Raw genomic sequence first — 20497 nt, 5'->3', positions numbered from 1 at the left:
TGCGCGCTAAGTGGCTGTCCGTGTCAGTTCCATGACACTCGCTTTCGGCCGGCCATCAGGTCGAGCGGATATGGGTCGCGCTCGACCGCGCAATAGACGGCGCCCCCGACGGTCGCCGAGGGTGATGGAGATATAATTACTTGTGACGACCGCCCGGTTCTACGGCGCCAGCAAGTCCTTCAGCGTCTCCAGCTGGTAGAGGGTGTCGCTCAGAACACGTTTCAGACGCACGACCTCATCGAACTGGGCAGTGCCAGCCTCAAGAGGCCGCGTGCCATGCAGCGGAATCGGCGCGAAGATCGCGGCCGATCTCGGCACGAAACGCAGCGGCAGTCGTTGCGGCGGCGATGGCGACGGAACCGACGCGGTTTCGCTGACGGCGCGCTCAACCTCGGGCATATCGGTTTCGACGTCATGCTCATCGACGGGAGGCGGCGGGATATCGTCCGCGAGGCGACCGCCACCTTCGCGCAGCAGGCGCTGCACGCCCTTGATCGTATAGCCTTGGGTGTAGAGCAGATTGGCAATCCGCCGCAGCAGCGCGATATCCTCCGGACGGTAGTAGCGCCGGCCGCCGCCACGCTTGAGCGGTTTCACCTGGGTGAATTTCGTTTCCCAGAAGCGCAGAACATGCTGCGGTATGTGAAGATCGTCCGCTACCTCACTGATAGTTCGGAAAGCGCTGGGTGCTTTCTTGATCTTCTGCCTGCCGAGCAGATCCTCTTCCGCCGGCATAATGACAGCCTGGCTCATAGGTCTTCTCCATCATCGAGAACGATTTCGCCGTTAACGACGCCCTTGAGTACTTGGCTAGGGCGGAAGACGAGGACACGCCGCGGCAGGATCGGAACCTCGACGCCGGTCTTAGGATTGCGACCGACGCGACGCCCTTTCTGCCTAACAGAAAAGGTTCCGAAACCACTGATTTTAACAGAATCTCCGGCCTCGAGAGCGCGGGCGATACGTTCCAAAACATATTCCAGGAGGCTTGCGGATTCGTTCCGTGACAGCCCAACCTGCGTGTAGATCATCTCGGCAAGCTGCGCGCGGGTCACGGTACTCATGAAACAACGTTAACATTCTCGCGAGGCGAGTCAACGAAATGCAACAGCTTCAACACATTGGATGAAGGGATCGCAGCGGCATTGTATTGCCGCCGCCGCCAGCAGCGCCTCGGTGCTAGACGCGCAGCAGCGCGGAACCCCAGACCAAGCCGCCTCCCAAGGCCTCCATCAAAATCCGTTGACCCGGCTGGATGCGGCCGTCCGTCCATGCCTCGGCCAAGGCCAGAGGGATTGAAGCGGCGGAGGTATTGGCATGACGATCGACGGTGATGACGACACGCTCGGGCGGCAGGCCCAGCTTGCGGCCCATGCTTTCGATGATCCGGATATTCGCCTGATGGGGCACAAGCCAGTCGATCTCGTCGTGGGAGAGGCCGTTCGCGGCGAGGGCCTCCTCGACACTCTCCGAGAGGCGTTGGACCGCGTGACGAAAGACGTCCCTGCCGTTCATGCGAAGCTTGCCGGAAAGCAGCAGCCCCGCGCTGTCGGTCACGCCAACGCCGCCGTCGACGTATAGGATGTCGCCCAGGGAGCCCTGAGCGTGCAGGTGAGTGGAGAGGATGCCGGGTTGCTCGACGCCGTCGCTCGGGGGCGCCGCGCGCAGGACCACGGCGCCGGCACCGTCGCCGAACAGTACGCAGGTTCCGCGATCCGTCCAATCCAGGATGCGCGAAAAGGCTTCGGCGCCGATGACCAGCGCGCCGCGCGCGCGGCCCGCGCGGATGAGGTCGTCGGCCAGGGACAGCGCGTAGACAAAGCCGGCGCAGGCGGCGGAGATGTCGAAGGCGAACCCGCCGGGGATGCCGAGGGCAGCCTGGACGCGGACAGCGACCGATGGGAAAGCCTGGTCGGGCGTGCTGGTGCCCACAATGATGAGGTCGATCTCGTCAGCCGCTATCCCTGCCGACGCTAGAGCCCGGCGCGACGCCTCCGTCGCCATGGAGCCCGTGGTGTCGTCCGGGCCGATGAGGTAGCGCTGGCGGATCCCAGTGCGCTCGCGGATCCAGGTATCCGAAGTGTCGAGGGTCTCGGCGAGCATCGCATTCGTCACCAGCCGCGCGGGCAGAAAGCCACCAACGCCTGCCAGGACCGATCGTGCTGAGGCGCCCAAGATCGCGGCCTAGGTCGCGACGGCGAGCGTGGAGAGCGGCCCGTCCTGAGCAGCCGCCTCGCTTGCCGCCAGAAGCGCCGCCGCGGCGTCGAGCTCGGCGATGCGCAGCAGGCCGTCCCGGATGCCGGCGGTAAAGCCATGGGCCACCATATTCATGGCGACGTCGATAGCATGGGCGAAGCCGAGCGCATCGGTGCCGCCATGGGATTTCACGACGATCCCGTTTAGGCCGACCAGCACGGCGCCGTTGTAGCGGCGGGGATCGAGCCATTCGCGCAGTCGGTCGAGCCCCGCGCGCGCCAGAAGATAAGCAAGCTTCGCCGAAAGGCTGCTGGTAAAGACCTGGCGCAGGAGGCCCCCGACGAGGCGCAGCGCGCCCTCCCCGGTTTTCAGCGCGATATTGCCAGTGAAGCCATCCGTAACCACGACATCGGTCGTACCGGCAGCAATGTCGTGCCCCTCCACGAAGCCGTGGAATCGAGGACCCATATGGCTGGCGCGCAGGATTTCGGCCGCCTGCCGCAGCCGCTCGTCACCCTTGAGTTCCTCGGAACCGACATTGAGCAAGCCGATGGTGGGATTAGGGATGCCAAGCACGGTACGGGCATACATCTCGCCCATGACGGCGAATTCGACCAGGTTGCGGGTGTCACAGAGGACATTCGCGCCGAGGTCGAGCATGACGACATCGGCGCGCGCCGAGGGTACCGTCGCCGCCATGGCAGGCCGGTCGATGCCGGGGAGCGTCTTCAGGACAATCTTGGCCAGCGCCAACAGGGCGCCGGTGTTGCCGGCCGAAATGACGGCGCTCGCCTCGCTTTGCGCCACCGCATCGATCGCGACACGCATCGAGGAGTCCCGCAACCGCAAGGCCGCGGTCGGCTTCATCTCGTTGAGGATGACCTCGGCCGCGTGGCGCAGCGTGCAGACGGCACGCGCGCGCGGATAGCGCTCGAGCAGCGCCGCAAGCTGGGTCTCGTCGCCGATGAGCAGGAAGCGGCTGCCGGGATGACGTTCCGCAGCCAAAGCTATGCCGGCGACGACCATTTCCGGGGCGTCATCCCCGCCCATCGCATCAACGGCGAGCGCATATGGGAGCGTTGCGGTATCGGTCGTCGCGGACGGCATCACCATGGCCGCCGAGGATCAGACCCGGACCGTGCCTTTGAGCGCCTTGCCCGCACCTACAACTTCACGGCCGTCATAGTGACCGCAGTGGCTGCAGATATGATGGGGGCGCTTCAGCTCACCACAGTTCCCGCACTCGGCGTGAGCCTCGGTCGGGATCGCGTGATGGCTACGGCGCATCCCTTGGCGGGACGGCGAGGTCTTTCTTTTGGGAACGGCCATTGCCGAAACCCCTTTCGCTTCGCGTGATGCGCGGCAGGTTAAACCGCATCACCCTGTCGTGTTGATGGAGGCGCGCCCCTTACCAGACGGTTCCGCCAGGAGCAAGCCAATGCGGTCACCGGCTGGGGTGCGGCGGCCTCAGTTTGGCAGTTTGAGGTTCTTGAGAACCGCGAAAGGACTGGCCTCCGGCTCCTCGATCACTGGCAGCTTGGCGCCGGGTTTTTTCGGATAAGGAGCAAGGGCCAAGGCATATTCCTCGACCAGCGCCTCGCCGAGGTCGATCGCCTCGCCGTCATAGACGACCTCATCCGGCAATTCGCTCTCCGTTGGGTCAAGTTCCGAGAGCTTGTCCTCCGTGACGAAGCGCAGGGAGAAGGTGTGGTCGGTCGGCTCGGTAAATGTATCGAGCGAGACGACGCAGACCCGCCGCGCCCTTGCCCGCAGCCGTCCCTCCGCCAGGAAACCGCCGCCGCGCTTCTGCTGCGCGACTCGGACAGTCGCCGAGAACATGGGCAACCCCTCAAGACCAAGGCGCTTGGCGATGAGCGCGCGTTCCTCTGGCGTGGCGGTCAATTCCCGCTCGGTTCCGAGGGCGCCGATCTGCCCGACGGGCAGGAGGCGGCTGAACTCCGGAGCAGGCTCTTGGGGTGTGGCGGCTTTCGACATCACTTGATTATAGCGCCCGACGCGGAAGGCCGCAGCCGCTTCCTCAACGGCTCTTACACATTCCGGATGGTCGCTCAGGCGTTGACAGGGGATCGGTGGCATGACACCCAGCCCCGCTAGACCTTAGAGAGATCCCGCCGCGTGGTCCTGCGTTCCTCATCCACTGCGCGATCCGCCCGCTGCTTTGGTGCGATTGCTGGTGTAGCCCTGATGCTATCCCTCGGAGGCTGCAGCCTTTTCGCTGCGAATACTACGGTGCGCGGCAATCCTGTGGACCAGGATTCGCTGAAGCAGCTCATCCCGGGAACGTCCACGACCGCGGATGCCACGTCGCTGCTGGGTTCACCGACAGCGCGCGAGACCTTCGACGACAACAGCTGGGTCTATATCAGTCAGATCACCCAGCCGCGGGTGGGACGACTGCCGGGTGTGCTGACGCAGCGGGTCGTGGTTCTGACCTTCGATCCGAACGGCACACTGCGGCAGGTAAAGACCTACAACAAGCGCGACGCCAAGTCGGTATCGATGGCGCCAGGCTCGACGCCGTCGCCGGGTTCGAGTGCCTCGGTACTGCAGCAGCTCTTCGGCAATGTGGGGCGCTTCAACCAGACCCCGAGCAGCAACGGGCCGGGTAGCGGCCTCTCGGGCGGCTCGCTGTAGGAAAGCAGCCTGCGTCTGGCCTATTGGCCGTTCGGCGATGGTCTAAAAGTGGCTCCAGCCGTGGTGGGATATCGCCAGCGGCGCGCCATCCTTGTCCACTACACTGACGCCTGTCTCCCGCACGAAGCGGCCAACGCGGGTGAGCGGCACGCCAAGGGCGGCGCAGTCGGCGGCGAGCGCCTCGCCTTCGCCGGGCGCCACCGCCAATAGCAATTCGTAATCGTCGCCGCCGCCAAGGCAGTCCGCCAGCCAGGCAGGACCGGCGACGCGCGCGGCGGGGGAAAGCGGAAGTTGATCGGCTGCCACCTCGGCACCACAAGCGGCAAGCCGGCACAGATGGCCGAGATCCTGGAGCAGCCCGTCCGAAACATCGATCGCCGCGCGCACGCGGCCGGCCAGCGGCAGCCCGAGGCGCGGGCTCGGCACGCGGTAGCGCGCTCTGAGGTAGCCGGTCGGGTCGTCCAGGCGGCCAAGCGAAACGGCAAGGCCGAGCGCGCCGTCGCCGATTGTGCCGGTGACCCAAACCTCATCACCGGGACGCGCTCCGCGCCGGCGGATCGCGCGACCGGGCGCCACATGGCCGATGATGGTGAGCGAGAGGGTGATGGGGCCTGGCGTGCTGGTGGTGTCACCGCCCAATAGCGACAGGCCGAACTCGGCCTGGTCGGCCGCCAGACCGGCGGCGAAACCGGCGAACCAATCATCGGCCGTCGATTGGGGGGCCGAGACCGTCAGCAGATAGCCCAGCGGCGCCGCGCCCATGGCCGCGAGGTCCGACAGATTGACCCGTAATAGCTTGCGCGCGATGCCGTCGGGCGGGTCGTCGGGGAAGAAGTGAACGCCAGCGACCATGGCATCGGCCGCCATCACCAGTTCCCGGCCCGGCGGGGGCGCCAACACGGCGGCATCGTCCTCGAGATCGAGCGCGCCCTCCCCGGCCAACGGCCGGAAGTGCCGGCCGATCAGGCTGAACTCGGAGGGAATAGTCGTTGGATCGATGATCGGCATAGCCGAGCCGTCCGTCTCAGCCGTCATGGGGTGCGAGCTGCGTCACGTTCAACCGGGCAGGGTTCCGGATTGGGACGTGGCGAATTCGCCCGGATGACTGCGGCGGGCCAGCGCGTCCAGCATGCCGTTGACCATGCGCGGCTCGTCGCCGGTGAAGAAGCCGTGCGCGACGTCGAGGTATTCGTTGATGACCACGCGGATCGGCGGCCCTCCCGCCATGGCAAGCTCGGCGGCACCGGCGCGCAGCAGGGCACGGAGGACTGGATCAAGACGCTGGAAGGCCCATTCGGGCGGCAGGCATTCGGAGATCAGGTCGTCGATACGCGGCTGATCGGTAGAGGCCGCCCGCACGATGGCCGCGAAAAGCCGGACATCGGCGTCAGGCACCCGGCCATCCTCGAAACCGCCTTCGGTCGCGCCCAGCCGATGACGAGCGAATTGGTCGATCACGGTTTCGGCGCTTTCGCCGGCCTGCTCGGTCTGAAACAGAGCCTGCACTGCGGCGACGCGCGACGCTGTGCGGGGGCGGCGCGGGGCATTGGCCATCAGGCGCTTCCCAGCCGGCGGGCAAGCGCGATCTGGCGCAACATCGCGACCGCCGCCTCCGCACCCTTGTTGTGCTCTGAACCCGACCGCGCCCGCGCCTGGTCGAGCGTGTCGACCGTCAGGAGTGCAGTGCCCAAGCAAAGGGCGTGGTCGAGGGCGACATTCATCATCCCGTCCATCGCCGCGCGGCAAATGAAGTCGTAATGATCGGTTTCGCCCTTCACGACGCAGCCGATCGCGATGAAGCCGTCGAAGCGGCGGCGCCCGGTGGCGACAAGGCGCAGCGCCTGGGGCAACTCGTAGGCGCCCGCGATCTCAACGGTTTCATGCGAGGCGCCGACCTCTTCCAGCACAGCCCGGGCACCGCCAACCATGCCGTCCGCCACGTCGCGGTAATAGGGTGCCGCGATGATGAGGACCTCGGGCGGCGAACCTTCGAGGCTTGGTATATCGCCGAGAACGAAATCGGCGGTGCTCATACGCCGCTGCCAGCCGTCCAGAGTTCAAGGGGAAACTGCTCAAGCGGCCGCTGGTCGATGATATTCAGGCCGAAGCCCTCGAGCGCGATCAGGCTGCGCGGGTGGTTGGTGAGCAGGACCATCTCACGCACGCCGAGATCGATCAGGATCTGAGCGCCGATGCCGTAATCGCGCAGCACGTGATCCTCGATACGCGCGGCCTCGGTTAGGCCGAGCTTGCGGGCAACGGCGCCCGGCGAGGTATCGCGCAGCAGGACGATGACGCCCCGCCCCTCATTCGCGATCATCCGCGAGGAGGCCGCGAGGGCAGCGCGCCCCGTGCCGAAGAGATCACCCACGGGCTCCACGCTATGGACGCGCACGAAGATCGGGCCGGGTGCCGCGACATCGCCCTTGACCAAGGCAATGTGCTCAGTGCCAGAAATCTCGTCGGCAAAGACCTTCACGGCCCAGGAGCCGCCTTCGAGTTCGTTCGTCCAGCCCTCATGCGCGCGGCGGACCAGCTTCTCGGTGCGGCGGCGGTGGCGGATGAGGTCTGCGATGGTGCCGAGCTTGAGGTTATGGCGCTGCGCGAAGGCGACCAGTTCCGGCAGCCGGGACATCGTGCCGTCGTCGTTCATGATCTCGCAGATCACGCCCGAAGGGTTGAGACCGGCGAGGCGCGCGATATCGACCGCCGCTTCGGTATGGCCGGCTCGCACCAGCGCGCCGCCGTCCCGCGCCGACAGCGGAAAGATATGGCCCGGCGTCGCGATGTCGTCGCGCGGGTTGTCGGAGTTGATCGCGACCGCGATGGTGCGCGCGCGGTCGGCGGCCGAAATGCCCGTGCTGATGCCGTGCCGCGCCTCGATCGATACCGTGAAGGCGGAGGCGTGGCGCGAGCGATGCTGGGAACTCATGAACGGCAGGCCGAGCTGCTCGACCCGGCTGCGCGTCATGGCGAGGCAGATCAGGCCTCGGGCGTGGCGCGCCATGAAGTTGACGGCATCCGGCGTCGCAAATTGCGCGGGGATAACGAGATCGCCCTCGTTCTCGCGATCCTCGTCATCAACCAGGATGAACATGCGGCCGGCGCGCGCTTCCTCGACGAGGTCGGCGGCGGGCGTGATGTAGTCGTGCAGGGAGAGGCTTTCCATCAGGCTCATGCGCTGGCCTCCGCTAGCCGGGCCACGTAGCGCGCCAGCATGTCGATTTCGATGTTCACGGCGTCGCCTTCACGCATATCCGCGAAGGTCGTGACCGACGTCGTATGGGGGATGATGTTCACGCCGAACACATCGCCCCGAACCTCGTTCACGGTCAAGGAGACGCCATCGACGCAGACGCTGCCCTTCTGAGCGATGAAACTCGCGATATCCTTTGGCACGCGAAACCGCCAGCGGGTCGAGCCGTGTTCAGCTGTCGCAGACAGCACCTCGCCCAGCCCATCGACATGGCCGGAGACGATATGGCCGCCCAATTCGTCACCCATCCGCACCGCGCGTTCGAGGTTGACGCGCCGCCCGGGTTTCCAGCCGCCCAGCGTGGTCTTCGACAGGCTCTCGGCCGAGACATCGACGGCGAACCAGGTCTCGCCTTTCTCGACGACGGTGAGGCAGCAGCCGGAACAGGAGACGGAGGCGCCCAGCGCCAGGTTCGGCAGGCCCTGCCAGTCGGCATTGCCCTCGGGTGCGGCGAGGCGCAGGCGCATGTCGTTGCCTTCGCCGATGGCGGCGATCTCGGACACCGTCCCGACGCCGGTGATGATACCCGTGAACATGGCTTCAAACTCTGACTGGCTGCAGCCGCCAGAAACGACCGCGCGCCGGCATTTTCAAGATCGCGGCAGCCATGCAGTGCGACAGCCGGGCTGATTGGCGCGCCGTCAGCCTTTCCAGACCGCATCCGTCACGGTCACCTTCTGTTTGATAAGGCCAAGGCCGAAGAAGGTATCGGCGATCTTCTGCTGATCGACCATCATGTCAGGCGTGATCGGACCCACACCATAACCGAGACGGCTCAAGGAACGGACGAGAATCGGCACAGGAATACCCGTCACCGGTCCGATCTTGGCGGCTGCGGCGGCGGGATCCGCTTTCACCGCGGCCTCGGTCTCGCCCACCGCTTTGAGCAAAGCATGGATCACCGCTGGGCTCTCATCGGCGAATTTCTTGGCGGCCAGGAAGAACTGGCGATTCGGCACGAGGCCGGTGCCGTCTTCCAAAAGGCGCGCGCCCGTCAGCTCAGCGGTCGCGAAGAAAGGGTCCCAGGCGACCCAGGCATCGACGCTGCCGCTCTGGAAAGCGGCCAGCGCGTCGGGGGGGGCGAGATAGACGATTTTGACGTCGCCCGGCTTCAGCCCCGCCTTATCGAGACCCGCCACGAGGAGATAATTGGCGTTCGCGCCTTTCGTGGTGACGATCCGCTTGCCGCGCAGATCCGCGACCGACTTCGCGGTGCTGGAGCCGGGAACGACGAAGCCCTCGCCGCTGGGCGACGGCGGATCGGCCGCGACATAGACAAAGGGCGTGCCGGCGGCTTGGGCAAAGACCGGCGGCGTCTCGCCCGTGATACCGAAATCCACGGCACCGGCATTGATCGCCTCCAGCATCGGGGGGCCGGACAGGAATTCGTGCCAGCTCACGCCAAAGCCGAGCGGCGCCAGCGACGCTTCGAGGGTACCGGCGGCTTTGAGGAGGATGAGCGTGCCGTATTTCTGATAGCCGATGCGGACGGTGCCGCTTGCGGCAGCCGCTGGCCGGGGCGAGGCCACCAACCCGGCGAGTGCGGCGGCAGGGGCGAGAGTGAGAAGCGAGCGGCGCGGGATCATCGGGATACCCTAAGTTGAATCGGGGATTGCAAGCCGCGCGAGGCAGCTAATGCTGCACCCGCGTGAGAATTGTGGTATTTGAACCATACAGGCGCGGTCAATCGTGCTTTCTTGATTTCTCCTCCCGTTGGAGCATCTCCGTCCGATGAGCCTCGCCCTCTCCTCCTCGCGCTCCGCCACGTCCCGCGCGCCGTTCCGTTGGAGCGGTCTACGCCAGTTGGGCACCGGTGCGCATCGTGTCGCGGTACCCGTTGCGATCCTGGCGATCTGGCAGGGTCTGGCCTCGGCCGGGCTAATCCAGACGCGTTTGATGCCTTCGCCCATCACAGTGGCGGAAAGCTTCTGGCAATTGCTCGTCACCGGGCAGCTTATCACGAACCTTCTCGTGTCGCTGGTGCGGGTCACGGTTGGCCTCGGGATCGGCGTGGCGCTGGGCACGATCTTCGCCTTGATCGCCGGGCTTTCGCGGCTCGGTGAGGATACCGTTGACGCTACCTTGCAGATGGCGCGCACCCTGCCCCATCTGGCGCTCATTCCGTTGTTCATCCTGTGGTTCGGCATTGGCGAGACGCCGAAGATCGCGCTTATCGCCTTGGGCACCGTCTTCCCGATCTACCTCAACCTCTTCGCCGGCATCCGGGGCGTCGACCGCAAAGTGCTCGAGGCCGCGACAACTTTGGAGCTTACGCGCTCCGAAATTATCTGGAATGTGGTGCTACCGGGCGCCCTGCCCGGCTTTCTGACCGGGCTGCGCTATGCCGTGGGCATCGGCTGGCTGACGCTAGTGGTTGCCGAACAGGTCAATGCGAGCAGTGGCATCGGGTATCTCATCATGAATGCGCGTGACTTCCTGCAGACCGACGTGATCTTCGTGGGCCTCATCGTCTACGCGATCCTCGGCCTTGCGACCGACCAGATGGTGCGCGCGATTGAGCGGCGGGCGCTGGCCTGGCGGCCGAGTTTCGTCGGCGCCCAGGCGCGAGCCGCGGCATGAACGCGCTCGATCGCCTGGAGCTGCTCTCGCCGGAAGCGCCGGTGACCGAAGCGGAAGCCGCCGTGAGGATTCGCGGGCTCACCCGGTCTTTCGGCGGGCCGCGGGTGCTGGACGACCTCAACCTTGACCTCGCGACCGGCAGCTTCACGGCGCTCCTTGGCCGGTCGGGCTCCGGCAAATCGACGCTGCTACGGACGCTGGCCGGGCTCGACACCGCGCCGGAGGGTGTCGTGACGGTTCCCGCACGCCGGGCCGTGGTTTTTCAGGAGCCGCGTCTGCTGCCGTGGAAACGTGTGTGGCGCAATGTTGCCCTCGGGCTTCGCGTTCCTGACTCCCAGGCGCGTGCGCGGGAAGCGCTGGCCGAGCTGGGGCTCGCCCATCGGCTCGACGCCTGGCCACTTACGCTTTCCGGCGGCGAGGCGCAGAGGGTGGCGCTGGCGCGTGCGCTGGTGCGTGAGCCGGAACTTATGCTGCTCGACGAGCCTTTCGCGGCGCTGGATGCTCTCACACGGCTGCGCATGCAGGCGCTGGTTTCCGAGCTTTGGCAGGCGCATCGGCTGACTGTCCTGCTCGTGACCCATGACGTCGATGAGGCTTTGCTGCTCGCCGACCGTGCGGTGGTATTGCGAGATGGGCAGATCGCCGCCGATATCGCCATCCCGCTCGACCGCCCGCGCCGCCATGGCGACCGCGAATTCATTCGATTACGGCAACGTTTGCTCGGCGAGCTGGGCGTGGACGAGACAGGCGCGGAACGCTAGCCGGCGAAGCCCGGGGCGACGGATTTCGCGCCCGAGAACGCAATGATTCAATGAATTTGGCGAATTTGAATGCTTTCTTGGATGTGACTGATTCGTTAGGATGCTCATTATGAGCACCGCATTCGATCTCGCTCACCTGACTATTGACCTGTTTCGCATTCGCGGCTCTTACCGCGGCCCCCCCTCATGACTACGCAATGACCGAAATTCTTTCTCCACCCGAGTTTGGACGCCAGCTCTTCCGCCTTGGGACTGCTTGGCGGCGGGAGATCGACGTGCGCATGCGGCGATTTGGCCTGACCGATGCGACTTGGCGGCCTCTGCTGCATCTCGGCCGGCTGGGGGACGGGGTGAGACAAACGGACTTGGCGGCGTCGCTCGATATCGAGGGGCCTTCGCTGGTGCGGCTGCTCGATGTGCTGGAGCGGGCGAATCTAATAGAGCGCGTGGAGGATACCGAGGATCGGCGCTCTAAAAGAGTGCGAATGACCCAGGCAGGCCACGCTCTTCACGGCAAGCTCTTCGCCGTCTACGAGGATCTTTCGCGATTTCTGCTCGACGGCGCGACCGCGGCTGAGCTTGATGCCTGTCAGAGCCTTTTCGCGAAGCTCGAACGCGCGATCGAGCGTCTGCACATCGAGGAGCGCGGAGCATGAGCGCGACGGTGATGAACCGCCCGGTCGGGATGACTTCCCGGCTCCTCTCGTGGCTGCCGGAACCCGTGCTCTCGCCACGCGCCGCTTACATGATGCGCACGCTGGCCTCGATCCTCATCGCGCTTTACCTCGGCTTCAAGCTGCAGCTGACTTCGCCCGGCACCGCTTCGATAACGGTGATGATCTTGGCGAGCCCGGTACGCGGCGCGATCATCTCAAAAGGCGCGTGGCGCATCTTCGGCACCGTGACTGGCGGCGCCGCGGGCGTCGTCATCATGTCGGCCTTCCCACAATCGACCTTCCTGTTCCTGCTGGGCGTCGCCTTCTGGCTGGGCCTCTGCACTTTCCTCGCCAGCATGTTTCGCTATTCCCGTTCCTACGGCGCGGTGCTCTCCGGCTTTACCGTGACGCTGGTCGTGTTTGGCGCCTTGCGAGACCCCAACAGCATCTTGATCCTGGCGCTTAATCGCGTGGGAGCGGTGACGCTCGGGGTGGTGGTATCGAGCGCCGTCACCATGATCTTCCAGGCGGCCACCACGCGAACCGCTCTGCGCGCGCGGTTACTCGGCGGTCTCGCCAGCATCGCGGCTCTGGTGCGGGACAGCGGGACCCTGGCGCCCATACCCTTGCGACAGGCGCGTGAGAAGCTGATCGCCGAGCTTCAGCAGCTCGATGAGGTCATCGAATATTCGGGCGTCGAGGCGCCGGACACTCAGCGGCATGCCAATAGCCTGCGCGGCGCGCTCATCGCGATGAGCGGCGCGCCCTTCGCCGTGCTCCGCGTCGGCACGATCATGCAAGAGCTCTCCGCCAACCCGCTGGCACTGCCGCCCGCGGTGGGCCGCACTGTCGTGGAATTGCGGGCGTTGATCGCGCGGCTCGCCGACGCGCGGTCTTTGGGTCCGGCCGCACTCAACGCGCTTTCGATGGAAGTCTCCGCGGTGACGGCGCATCTCCGCCAGATCGAGGCGGAGACCGAGGATGTGGTGCTGGCCGGACAAATCGCCCGGCTGCATGGCTTCCTTGGACGGATGGAGGAGGCCGTGGCTCCTATCGCGGCCTGGGAAATGAATGCGGCGCCCTATCACGCCCACCTTAACCTCGACCTTTTCCGTGATTATCGGACGGCCACGCGGAACGGAATGCGGGCCGCCATCGCCCTCATGCTGGGGGGCACCTTCTGGTACCTTACCGCCTGGCCGGCTGGCTCACTCCTTCTGCTGATTCTGGGGCCGGTCTGCGGATTGCTCTCCACCGCACCGAGCGCCGCGGCCGCGAGCGTCGAGTTCGCCAAGGGCATCGCCCTGGCTTCCGTTGCAGGTTTCCTCTGCTTGAGCCTGTTGCTGCCGCCGGTGACGGGCTTCGCGATGCTGGCTGTGGTACTCTTGATGTTCCTGATTCCGGCGCTGTATTTCACGACGGTCCCACGCTACGGCCTCTTCGCGCTCGGCTTCGTTATTTTCTTCCTGACCCAGATTGCGCTGACAAACGTGGCGACCTTCAACGTCGCGGCTTTTATCAACAACGCGATGGGCTACAATCTGGGCGCGATCGCGGGGGTTTTTGTCTTCCGCATCCTGCTGGCGCCGAACCCCGCGCAAGATGCCTGTCAGCTCGCGCGGCTGATTCGCTGTGCGATCGAACAGGCCGCCCGGCGGCCCGGTGAAATGCTGTGGCTGGAGTGGCAGAACCTGCAGAACCAGCGATTCATGCGGCTGCTCATGCGGCTACAGACTTTCCCCGAGCAGCGCCTCGCGGCGATCGAAGCGGGCGGACCATTGCTCATTCTCAGCCGGGACATCTTCCGTCTCCACATCATGCTGCGCGGAACCGCACTCCCGAGCCATTGTAATGCGGCGGTTGCACGCGCGCTCAGGAGCCTCGGGCGCCTCGGGCCCGGATCGCGCGCCGCCGCTCAAGCCGCGGAAACCGCGAATCATCTCGAACACGCCTTTGAGACGACCGAACCGCCGCTCCCGGTTCTCCTGCAAGCGGCGGCGGCATTCCGTGCCATTGCGAGAATGTTGCCGGAAGCCGAGCCGGTGCTGAGCCTGAACCGCGGCATGCTGAGGAGAAAGTAAGTCATGCTCCGGGAGGCCCATCTCGGCGACGTGCTCTATGCACCGATCGTCGCCTACTGCGTCATCGCGATCGTCATCTTCATCCCGTTTCGGTGGCTGCTCGGCCGCATTGGGTTGTTACGCCGGGTGTGGCACGCGCCGCTGTTCGAACTTGCCGTCTATGTTTCGATCGTCAGCCTTGTCACCCTGTTCCTCGCCTGACTTTCGATAGGACGCCGCGATGTCGCTCCTGCTCCGCCTGATTCGCCTGATCTTCACGCTCGCCGTCGTGATCGTTGCCGGCTTCCTCGTGGTGCAGCTGTGGTATGTCTATATGCTCGCGCCCTGGACGCGGGACGGGCGCGTGCTGGCGCAGACCGTCACAGTCGCCCCAGAAGTCTCGGGAACAGTGACCTCTGTCCCGCTCACCGACAACGAACTGGTGCAGAAGGGCGCGGAGCTGTTCCAACTCGACCAGGTGCGGTTTCAGATCGCCCTTGCACAGGCGCAGTCGCAGCTCGATTCCGCCCAGTTGCAACTCAAACTGCGGCAGGCTGATGTGGCGCGGCGCAAGGGTCTGGCCGGCCTGGTGTCCCAGGAGGAGACGCAGACCGTTGGCATCAGCGCGGAAGTCGCTGGGGCCAGCCTTGGCGGCGCGCAGGCCTCGGTCGATCTGGCGAAACTCAATCTGACCCGCTCGACACTCTACGCGCCCACCACCGGCTATGTGACCCACCTGCGCTTGCAGCCTGGCGACTATGCGGATGCCGGCACACCGGTGGTCGCTATCATCGATTCGTCCTCATTCTGGGTCGCCGGCTATTTCGAGGAAACCAAGCTCGCCCATGTGCATCTGGGCGACCATGCGCGGATCCGGCTCATGGGCTTCCCGACGCCTCTGCTGGGCCACGTCACGAGTATCGGCCGTGGCATCGCGGACGCGAACGATGCTGTGAATAGCCGGGGACTGCCGACGGTGGCCGCGGTCTTCGAATGGGTGCGGCTGGCGCAGCGCATCCCGGTCAACTTCCAGATCGATAGCGTTCCGCCGAGCGTTTTGCTGGCGGCTGGCATGACGGCATCAATCGATGTCGGGCCAGACAGGTCGCGTCAAAGAGGGCTTGCGGGGAAAGTGCAGCGCTGGATCGAGGATAATCTCTGAGATGGGTGTCTTCCTTGGCGCAACGGCACACCCGCTTTTCCATCGGTCCGGCCCTTTTCTTGTCGTGACACTCTTGCTGGCGGGTTGCACCGTCGGGCCGGATTTTCTACGGCCGAAGATGGATCTGCCGGCGCAATTCACCGAACATGCGGCGACGCCGACCGAGATTGCCGTGACGAACGCACGCCTTTCGCATTGGTGGCGATCCTTCGACGACCCGGATCTCGACAAGCTCGTGGCGGAATCGATCGCCGGCAATATCGATCTACAGGTGGCGACCGAAAGGCTGGTGCAGGCGCGGGCCGAACGCGACCAGGTCGCGGCGGGAGCCTATCCCACCATCGACGCGGAGGGCGCCATCACCCGCGCGCGCGCCAGCTCGACGGTGGAATATCCGCCGGGCTTCGGCAACTACCACAGTTACATTCTCGGCTTCGACGCATCCTGGGAACTCGACATCTTCGGCGAGAACCGCCGCGCCACCGAAGCCGCCGAGGATCAAGTTTTGCGTACGGAAGCAGGGCGGCGCGCGCTACTGGTGAGCCTCACCTCCGAAGTCGCCTCCGACTACGCGACGCTGCGCGCGGCGCAATATCGGCTGACGATCGCGCAGGGGAATGTGAATACGGCGCGCTCCGTCGTCGATCTCACGGAAAAGGAACTCACCGAGGGGATCGGCACGGATCTCGAAACATTGCAGGCCCGCGCTCAGCTTGAGGCAACAGAGTCGACGCTGCCCGCGCTGCGGGCGCAGGTCGCCGTCATGGCGCATGCGATCGCCGTGCTGCTCGGCCGCTACCCCGGCGATCTGGAGGCGCAGCTCAAACGTCCCCGGCCTTTGATGTCGCCGCCACCGACGTTGCCCCGCACCATTCCGGTGGAAGTCATCGCCAATCGGCCGGATGTGCATGAGGCCGAGCTGCAATACGCCTCCGCCAATGCCGAGATCGGCGTGGCGGTGGCGGAGCAGCTGCCGCATTTCTCGATCCCGCTTTCCATCACCCCGCAGGCCAGCGCGCTCAATATGCTGTTCTCGGGCGCCAGCCTGACCTATTCGGCGGCGCTGGCGGCGACACAGCATGTCTATGCCGGTGGACGCTACCGGGCGCGCGAGCGGGCGGCGCGCGCGGCGGCGGAGGTCGCGCGGCTGCAATACAAGACGGCGGTGCTCACGGCTCTGCAGGATGTCGAGGATGCGACGGTGCATCTGCAAAGCGACCGGGCGACCGAGGCGGAGCTTGCCGCCAGCCTGAAGGATGCGGAGGCCGCGCTCGACCATGCGACACGACTCTATAATGCGGGCCTCACCGATTTCATCACACTGCTGACGGATGAGCGTACGGTCTTCGCCTCGCGTGATGCGCTGGCGAATAGCCAGGTCGCGGTCTTGCAGGACATCATCGCGCTCTTCAAGGCACTCGGAGGCGGCTGGCAGCATATCGATCTCGATATCAAACCGGTCTCGGTGCCGGGCGCCGCTTGATGCCGGTTCTGCAGACTATCCCGCATGACGGACTGGAAGGCGCGCAACGCCGACTTGCGGTGGTGGCGATAGCCCTGGCGCTGATCATGGCGGTGCTGGACGGCGCGATCGCCAACGTCGCGCTGCCCACCATCGCGGCGCATCTGCGGACCACGCCGGAAGCCTCGATCTCGATCATCAACGCCTATCAGCTCGCGGTGACGGTGCTGCTGCTGCCGCTGTCGTCGCTCGGTGAGATTTACGGCTACAAGCGCGTTTACCAGACCGGGCTGGTGGTTTTCACCATTGCCTCGCTGGCCTGCGCGCTGTCGCATACGCTGCTGGCGCTGACGCTTGCGCGTATCTTGCAGGGTGCGGGTGCGGCGGGAATCATGAGCGTCAACGGGGCCCTCACGCGGTTCATCTATCCGCGCGCCGCGCTCGGGCGCGGGCTCAGCATGAATGCCTTGGTGGTTGCGGCCTCAACCGCCGCGGGACCGACGATCGCCGCCGCCATTCTCGCCGTTGCGCGGTGGGAGTGGCTATTCGCGATCAACGTACCGATCGGCATTGTCGCGTTCTTTCTCGCGCGCCGTTTCCTGCCACTGTCGCATCTCTCCTCGATGCGGTTCGACGGCACCAGCGCATTGTTGAACGCGGCAACCTTCGGTTTGTTCATCCTGGCGGTGGACGGCTTGGCGCATGGCCAATCGGCGACGACGATCGCCTTGGAGGTGGTGATCGCGGCGGTGGCGGCGGTGCTGCTGGTGCGCCGTCAGATATCGCGCAGCGAACCGTTGCTGCCGATCGATCTTCTGCGAATCCGGATCTTCCGTTTGTCGATCGTGACCTCGATCTGTTCCTTTTGCGCGCAGATGCTGGCCTTCGTCTCGCTGCCTTTCTTCGTGCAGGATGTGCTGGGGCATAGCGCGGTGACGACGGGGCTGCTGATGACGCCCTGGCCAGTTATGCTGATGATCGTGGCGCCGATTTCGGGGCGACTGTCAGATCGCTATTCCGCCGGCACGCTGGGCGGCGTTGGCCTGGGGATTTACGCGCTCGGTCTGTTGCTGACGGCGCTCATGCCGCATGACCCGTCGAACTTCAACATCGCCTGGCGGCTGGCGATTTGCGGGATTGGCTTCGGGCTGTTCCAGTCACCCAATAACCGCGCGATGATCAGCGCGGCGCCTCGCCATCGCAGCGGCGGGGCGAGCGGGATGCTCAGTGTTGCTCGACTCTTGGGGCAGACGCTGGGTGCGACGTTGAGTGCGGTGATCTTCGTGGTTTTCCCGCATTCGCAGATGAGCGCCGCCTTGCTCGTCGCCTGTGGCTTCGCGCTGGTCGCAATGTCGCTGAGCTTGCTGCGGAACACTGGGCTAGACGCGGCACCGGTTCGCTGAGGGGCGTGCCGTTGCTAGCGTTTGGACGATCTGATCGCGTCACGTGCTCGACATGATCGCATTCCACCTTGCCCGCACCGCGTCCCGCATCATCAACGCCTCGGCCCAGCGGTCCGAGATGTCCTGGCCGTTGGCGCCGCTGATCGCATAGGGCTGCGGTCCCAATTCGCAGAGGAATGAGAGACTGGCGCCCGGCGCGGCGCGGCGGTGCCAATCGGCGAGCGCCAGCGCCCACCAGTCGATGAATTGCGCGACATAGGGTAGGTGCTGCGGAAAGGAGAGCGGCACCTGTACCTGATGGGCGGTGGCGACGCGGCCATGCAAAGCCCAGCCCTGGCCGATTACGCGGCGGATCATCGCCTCCGTCTCATCGGAGATCGGCAGATAGATTTCTCGCGCCACGACGTAATGCGAGAGGTCGATCGTGAGGCGCAGATCCGGCAAGGCGTCCAGCAGATCGAGGGTGAACAGCAGATCATTGGTGATGCGGTTGCGATGCGTCTCGAAATTCACATCGATGCCGGCCTCGCGGCCAAGGCCCGCCCAACCGTCGAGCAAGCACACCGCCTCCGCAACGCGGCGCGGCCTGACATCGGCTTGCAGCGTGAGGTGGTGGCAGCCGAAGCGGGCCGCGAGTTCCAGCGCCGGCTTGAGATCGTCGATCGTCTGGGGGAAGACCTGCCCCTCGATCTGCAAGCCGCGTTCAGCCAGAGCGGCCATGAGCGGCGTGACGGTGGCTGGATCATAGAAGTGCGTCGCCACGCCATCGAAGCCTGACTCTTTGATACGGTCGAGGATCGTCTCCAGGGGTTCGGCGGCGCCGCCCGGCGGACTCGGCTCCATCGCCCAGAGGGATTGGAAGAACAATAGGCGGGGCGTGGTCGCGCTGGCCATAAGTGGTTCCCTGGACAAGGACGGCGGCGGCAAGCTCACCCTAGGCTGGAGACGCTTGACGCGCCAACCGGAGCAGGGCGGCTTGGAGGCTGGAGCGGGTCAGGTGGGAACCGCGAGCAAAACGCGGTTGACCGCTTCCAGCGCCGGGAAACTCTCTGCCCAGGCGCGGCGGAAGCGGGGTTCGGCTATGCCTCTGCCGGCGAGGATGGCGGCGATCTCGGCCACCGTCCGGGTGCCGTCGATCGCGTGCAGGATCGCCGGTGCCTCGGGGGGCAGCCGTACCACGGCGCGCAAACCGTCAAAAAGGAAGGGCAGCCCGCCATCCGGTCGGATCGATTTGACCAGCTCCGCGCCCGGAACCTCACGCATCACCGGCACCGCCGCGTCGCTGAGCGGGTCGGCGCGCTGCACGGGCTCGGCGGCGCGGCGGCAATAGGCGATGTGGACGCTCATGTTCGCCGTCAGCGCCTCGGCCAATGCGGCGCGCGCGGTGGGGTCGAGCGCCGCCGCCAGGGCCCGCAGCTTGGGGTCCGGCATCCAGGTCGCCGGATCGTAGCGCATCGGCTCCATCCAGGCGGCGACCGCCATGCCGACGCCCGCCAGCAGGGCCGCGAAGGCCGTGACGGTGAAGGCGCGGTCGCGCGGATTGAGCAGGAGGTCATAGAGCCCGGCATCGCCGCCCGAGATGTGGTCCGAAAAGTTGCGGTTGGCGCGCAGCCAGTTGCTCTCCGGCAGGTGCCGCATGACGCGTCGCGCGGTGTCGAGCCGGGCAGGAGGCGGGAGGTCGGCCGGCGCCAGCAGGGCCAGCGCCTCCTGCACCATATAGACGCCGGTGCGGCCATGCGGGGCATAGACCATCAGCCCCATGCCGCCGCCGGGCGCCAGTGACGCCTCCAGCGCCGCCAGCCCCTCCGCAGGCTCGGGCAGGTGATGCAGCACGCCGCAGCAGTCGATGTAGTCGAAGACACCGAGGCCGAGGCTCGGCAGATCGAGCAGCGAGCCCAGCACCCAGTCGATGTTGGTGAGGCCCCTCGCCTCCGCCCGCGCCCGCGCGATGCGCAGCGCGGCTTCGGAGCGGTCGAGGTAAGTGACGCGGCCCGGCCGCCCGGCGCGCGCCATGTGGGTCGCCAGCATGACGGTGCCGTCCCCGGTGCCGCCGCCGGCGATCAAGGCCCGCAGCGGCTGGGAGGCCGGGCGGGTCGCGCCGAACACCCAGTAGTCGATCTCCCGCACATGGGAGGGGCTGCCGATGATGAGGCGCTTCGCCTCCTCCTTCGGATCCCGCGCGGGATAGGGATAGGTTTCGTATTGCCGGGCGAGCTGGCGGTCCGTGGCGTCGATCATGGCGGCGGATCTACCGGCTCGGCCCGGCGCTGGCGAGGCATGTGTGTGACACGCATAGAGACTCCTTG

General features: G+C 65.8%; 23 protein-coding genes. 9 read left to right on the top strand and 14 right to left on the bottom strand.

The genetic code is table 11. The features are described from left to right. Positions 1-159: 159 nt before the first annotated feature. The 6 genes from GSQ92_RS23600 to GSQ92_RS23575 form a co-directional block, all read right to left on the bottom strand. Entirely contained in the window at positions 160-753 is a 594-nt protein-coding gene (locus tag GSQ92_RS23600) for a MerR family transcriptional regulator (RefSeq protein ID WP_158805042.1), read from the bottom strand. Next, positions 750-1064 (bottom strand): integration host factor subunit alpha, encoded by a 315-nt coding sequence (locus tag GSQ92_RS23595; RefSeq protein ID WP_158805041.1) that lies wholly within the window; start codon positions 1062-1064, stop codon positions 750-752. The genes GSQ92_RS23600 and GSQ92_RS23595 overlap by 4 nt, the downstream gene beginning before the upstream one ends. A 115-nt stretch (positions 1065-1179) precedes the next feature. Then, on the bottom strand, positions 1180-2175 hold the full coding sequence (locus GSQ92_RS23590) for a beta-ketoacyl-ACP synthase III (RefSeq protein ID WP_256367126.1): 996 nt from the start codon (positions 2173-2175) through the stop codon (positions 1180-1182). A 9-nt stretch (positions 2176-2184) separates the two neighbouring features. Continuing rightward, complete coding sequence (gene plsX, locus GSQ92_RS23585) at positions 2185-3309, bottom strand: phosphate acyltransferase PlsX (RefSeq protein WP_158805040.1); 1125 nt, start codon at positions 3307-3309, stop codon at positions 2185-2187. A 12-nt stretch (positions 3310-3321) separates the two neighbouring features. After that, positions 3322-3525 (bottom strand): 50S ribosomal protein L32, encoded by a 204-nt coding sequence (rpmF, locus tag GSQ92_RS23580; protein ID WP_158805039.1) that lies wholly within the window; start codon positions 3523-3525, stop codon positions 3322-3324. Positions 3526-3663: 138 nt separating this feature from the next. Next, positions 3664-4293 (bottom strand): DUF177 domain-containing protein, encoded by a 630-nt coding sequence (locus GSQ92_RS23575; protein WP_216856924.1) that lies wholly within the window; start codon positions 4291-4293, stop codon positions 3664-3666. Between the two features lie 108 nt (positions 4294-4401). On the opposite strand from GSQ92_RS23575, the gene GSQ92_RS23570 reads away from it, so the two are divergent. Next, the gene (locus tag GSQ92_RS23570) at positions 4402-4851 is read left to right on the top strand and encodes an outer membrane protein assembly factor BamE (RefSeq protein ID WP_159014127.1); all 450 of its coding nucleotides are present in this window, start codon (positions 4402-4404) and stop codon (positions 4849-4851) included. 42 nt (positions 4852-4893) lie between these two features. On the opposite strand, the gene thiL is transcribed toward GSQ92_RS23570, so the two are convergent. The 6 genes from thiL to GSQ92_RS23540 form a co-directional block, all read right to left on the bottom strand. Continuing rightward, positions 4894-5886 (bottom strand): thiamine-phosphate kinase, encoded by a 993-nt coding sequence (thiL, locus tag GSQ92_RS23565; RefSeq protein WP_158805036.1) that lies wholly within the window; start codon positions 5884-5886, stop codon positions 4894-4896. A gap of 21 nt (positions 5887-5907) precedes the next feature. Continuing rightward, a complete protein-coding gene (gene nusB, locus GSQ92_RS23560; protein WP_158805035.1) occupies positions 5908-6405 on the bottom strand; it encodes a transcription antitermination factor NusB in 498 nt (165 codons plus the stop codon). Beyond that, positions 6405-6884 carry a 6,7-dimethyl-8-ribityllumazine synthase gene (gene ribH, locus GSQ92_RS23555; RefSeq protein ID WP_158805034.1) on the bottom strand — a complete coding sequence of 160 codons (480 nt, stop codon included), beginning with the start codon at positions 6882-6884 and terminating at the stop codon, positions 6405-6407. The genes nusB and ribH overlap by 1 nt, the downstream gene beginning before the upstream one ends. Next, a complete protein-coding gene (ribB, locus tag GSQ92_RS23550; protein WP_158805033.1) occupies positions 6881-8029 on the bottom strand; it encodes a 3,4-dihydroxy-2-butanone-4-phosphate synthase in 1149 nt (382 codons plus the stop codon). Before ribB ends, ribH begins: the two co-directional genes overlap by 4 nt. Then, positions 8026-8643, bottom strand: a complete 618-nt coding sequence (locus GSQ92_RS23545) for a riboflavin synthase (protein WP_158805032.1) — start codon at positions 8641-8643, stop codon at positions 8026-8028. The genes ribB and GSQ92_RS23545 overlap by 4 nt, the downstream gene beginning before the upstream one ends. A 105-nt stretch (positions 8644-8748) precedes the next feature. Next, on the bottom strand, positions 8749-9693 hold the full coding sequence (locus GSQ92_RS23540) for an aliphatic sulfonate ABC transporter substrate-binding protein (protein ID WP_174246716.1): 945 nt from the start codon (positions 9691-9693) through the stop codon (positions 8749-8751). 145 nt (positions 9694-9838) lie between these two features. Here GSQ92_RS23540 and GSQ92_RS23535 point away from each other — a divergent pair, with 145 nt between their 5' ends. From GSQ92_RS23535 to GSQ92_RS23500, 8 genes are all read left to right on the top strand, one after another. Beyond that, entirely contained in the window at positions 9839-10687 is an 849-nt protein-coding gene (locus GSQ92_RS23535; RefSeq protein ID WP_159014125.1) for an ABC transporter permease subunit, read from the top strand. Beyond that, positions 10684-11448: an ABC transporter ATP-binding protein gene (locus tag GSQ92_RS23530; protein ID WP_158805030.1), complete on the top strand. Its 765-nt coding sequence runs from the start codon at positions 10684-10686 to the stop codon at positions 11446-11448. The genes GSQ92_RS23535 and GSQ92_RS23530 overlap by 4 nt, the downstream gene beginning before the upstream one ends. A 197-nt stretch (positions 11449-11645) precedes the next feature. Further along, complete coding sequence (locus GSQ92_RS23525) at positions 11646-12104, top strand: MarR family transcriptional regulator (RefSeq protein ID WP_158805029.1); 459 nt, start codon at positions 11646-11648, stop codon at positions 12102-12104. After that, positions 12101-14185 carry an FUSC family protein gene (locus tag GSQ92_RS23520; RefSeq protein ID WP_159014124.1) on the top strand — a complete coding sequence of 695 codons (2085 nt, stop codon included), beginning with the start codon at positions 12101-12103 and terminating at the stop codon, positions 14183-14185. The genes GSQ92_RS23525 and GSQ92_RS23520 overlap by 4 nt, the downstream gene beginning before the upstream one ends. Positions 14186-14188: 3 nt before the next feature. Beyond that, positions 14189-14386 carry a DUF1656 domain-containing protein gene (locus GSQ92_RS23515; RefSeq protein ID WP_158805027.1) on the top strand — a complete coding sequence of 66 codons (198 nt, stop codon included), beginning with the start codon at positions 14189-14191 and terminating at the stop codon, positions 14384-14386. A 19-nt stretch (positions 14387-14405) separates the two neighbouring features. Continuing rightward, entirely contained in the window at positions 14406-15326 is a 921-nt protein-coding gene (locus GSQ92_RS23510) for an HlyD family secretion protein (protein WP_158805026.1), read from the top strand. Between the two features lies 1 nt (position 15327). Then, the gene (locus GSQ92_RS23505; protein ID WP_158805025.1) at positions 15328-16809 is read left to right on the top strand and encodes an efflux transporter outer membrane subunit; all 1482 of its coding nucleotides are present in this window, start codon (positions 15328-15330) and stop codon (positions 16807-16809) included. Then, positions 16809-18191 (top strand): MFS transporter, encoded by a 1383-nt coding sequence (locus tag GSQ92_RS23500; protein WP_159014122.1) that lies wholly within the window; start codon positions 16809-16811, stop codon positions 18189-18191. The genes GSQ92_RS23505 and GSQ92_RS23500 overlap by 1 nt, the downstream gene beginning before the upstream one ends. A gap of 39 nt (positions 18192-18230) precedes the next feature. Here GSQ92_RS23500 and GSQ92_RS23495 read toward each other — a convergent pair whose 3' ends face one another. After that, a complete protein-coding gene (locus tag GSQ92_RS23495; RefSeq protein ID WP_158805023.1) occupies positions 18231-19085 on the bottom strand; it encodes a sugar phosphate isomerase/epimerase in 855 nt (284 codons plus the stop codon). Between the two features lie 99 nt (positions 19086-19184). Beyond that, positions 19185-20429, bottom strand: a complete 1245-nt coding sequence (locus tag GSQ92_RS23490; protein WP_159014121.1) for a bifunctional 2-polyprenyl-6-hydroxyphenol methylase/3-demethylubiquinol 3-O-methyltransferase UbiG — start codon at positions 20427-20429, stop codon at positions 19185-19187. Positions 20430-20497: the final 68 nt, after the last annotated feature.

This window comes from Acidisoma sp. S159, from assembly GCF_009766125.1.
Taxonomy (GTDB): Bacteria; Pseudomonadota; Alphaproteobacteria; order Acetobacterales; family Acetobacteraceae; genus Acidisoma.
The sequence above is the reverse complement of the archived record's forward strand: the minus strand, read 5'-3'. Positions and strand labels throughout refer to the sequence as shown.

Excerpts from the sequence above, each read along its gene's own strand:
- GSQ92_RS23535 (WP_159014125.1), top strand. The coding sequence starts at position 9,839 with ATGAGCCTCGCCCTCTCCTCCTCGCGCTCCGCCACGTCCCGCGCGCCG.
- GSQ92_RS23545 (WP_158805032.1), bottom strand. The coding sequence starts at position 8,643 with ATGTTCACGGGTATCATCACCGGCGTCGGGACGGTGTCCGAGATCGCC.
- GSQ92_RS23510 (WP_158805026.1), top strand. The coding sequence starts at position 14,406 with ATGTCGCTCCTGCTCCGCCTGATTCGCCTGATCTTCACGCTCGCCGTC.
- rpmF (WP_158805039.1), bottom strand. The coding sequence starts at position 3,525 with ATGGCCGTTCCCAAAAGAAAGACCTCGCCGTCCCGCCAAGGGATGCGC.
- GSQ92_RS23520 (WP_159014124.1), top strand. The coding sequence starts at position 12,101 with ATGAGCGCGACGGTGATGAACCGCCCGGTCGGGATGACTTCCCGGCTC.
- GSQ92_RS23500 (WP_159014122.1), top strand. The coding sequence starts at position 16,809 with ATGCCGGTTCTGCAGACTATCCCGCATGACGGACTGGAAGGCGCGCAA.
- GSQ92_RS23505 (WP_158805025.1), top strand. The coding sequence starts at position 15,328 with ATGGGTGTCTTCCTTGGCGCAACGGCACACCCGCTTTTCCATCGGTCC.
- GSQ92_RS23515 (WP_158805027.1), top strand. The coding sequence starts at position 14,189 with ATGCTCCGGGAGGCCCATCTCGGCGACGTGCTCTATGCACCGATCGTC.
- GSQ92_RS23540 (WP_174246716.1), bottom strand. The coding sequence starts at position 9,693 with ATGATCCCGCGCCGCTCGCTTCTCACTCTCGCCCCTGCCGCCGCACTC.
- ribB (WP_158805033.1), bottom strand. The coding sequence starts at position 8,029 with ATGAGCCTGATGGAAAGCCTCTCCCTGCACGACTACATCACGCCCGCC.
- GSQ92_RS23570 (WP_159014127.1), top strand. The coding sequence starts at position 4,402 with ATGCTATCCCTCGGAGGCTGCAGCCTTTTCGCTGCGAATACTACGGTG.
- GSQ92_RS23495 (WP_158805023.1), bottom strand. The coding sequence starts at position 19,085 with ATGGCCAGCGCGACCACGCCCCGCCTATTGTTCTTCCAATCCCTCTGG.
- GSQ92_RS23525 (WP_158805029.1), top strand. The coding sequence starts at position 11,646 with ATGACCGAAATTCTTTCTCCACCCGAGTTTGGACGCCAGCTCTTCCGC.
- GSQ92_RS23490 (WP_159014121.1), bottom strand. The coding sequence starts at position 20,429 with ATGATCGACGCCACGGACCGCCAGCTCGCCCGGCAATACGAAACCTAT.
- GSQ92_RS23595 (WP_158805041.1), bottom strand. The coding sequence starts at position 1,064 with ATGAGTACCGTGACCCGCGCGCAGCTTGCCGAGATGATCTACACGCAG.
- GSQ92_RS23600 (WP_158805042.1), bottom strand. The coding sequence starts at position 753 with ATGAGCCAGGCTGTCATTATGCCGGCGGAAGAGGATCTGCTCGGCAGG.
- GSQ92_RS23530 (WP_158805030.1), top strand. The coding sequence starts at position 10,684 with ATGAACGCGCTCGATCGCCTGGAGCTGCTCTCGCCGGAAGCGCCGGTG.
- GSQ92_RS23575 (WP_216856924.1), bottom strand. The coding sequence starts at position 4,293 with ATGCCACCGATCCCCTGTCAACGCCTGAGCGACCATCCGGAATGTGTA.
- ribH (WP_158805034.1), bottom strand. The coding sequence starts at position 6,884 with ATGAGCACCGCCGATTTCGTTCTCGGCGATATACCAAGCCTCGAAGGT.
- nusB (WP_158805035.1), bottom strand. The coding sequence starts at position 6,405 with ATGGCCAATGCCCCGCGCCGCCCCCGCACAGCGTCGCGCGTCGCCGCA.
- thiL (WP_158805036.1), bottom strand. The coding sequence starts at position 5,886 with ATGACGGCTGAGACGGACGGCTCGGCTATGCCGATCATCGATCCAACG.
- plsX (WP_158805040.1), bottom strand. The coding sequence starts at position 3,309 with ATGGTGATGCCGTCCGCGACGACCGATACCGCAACGCTCCCATATGCG.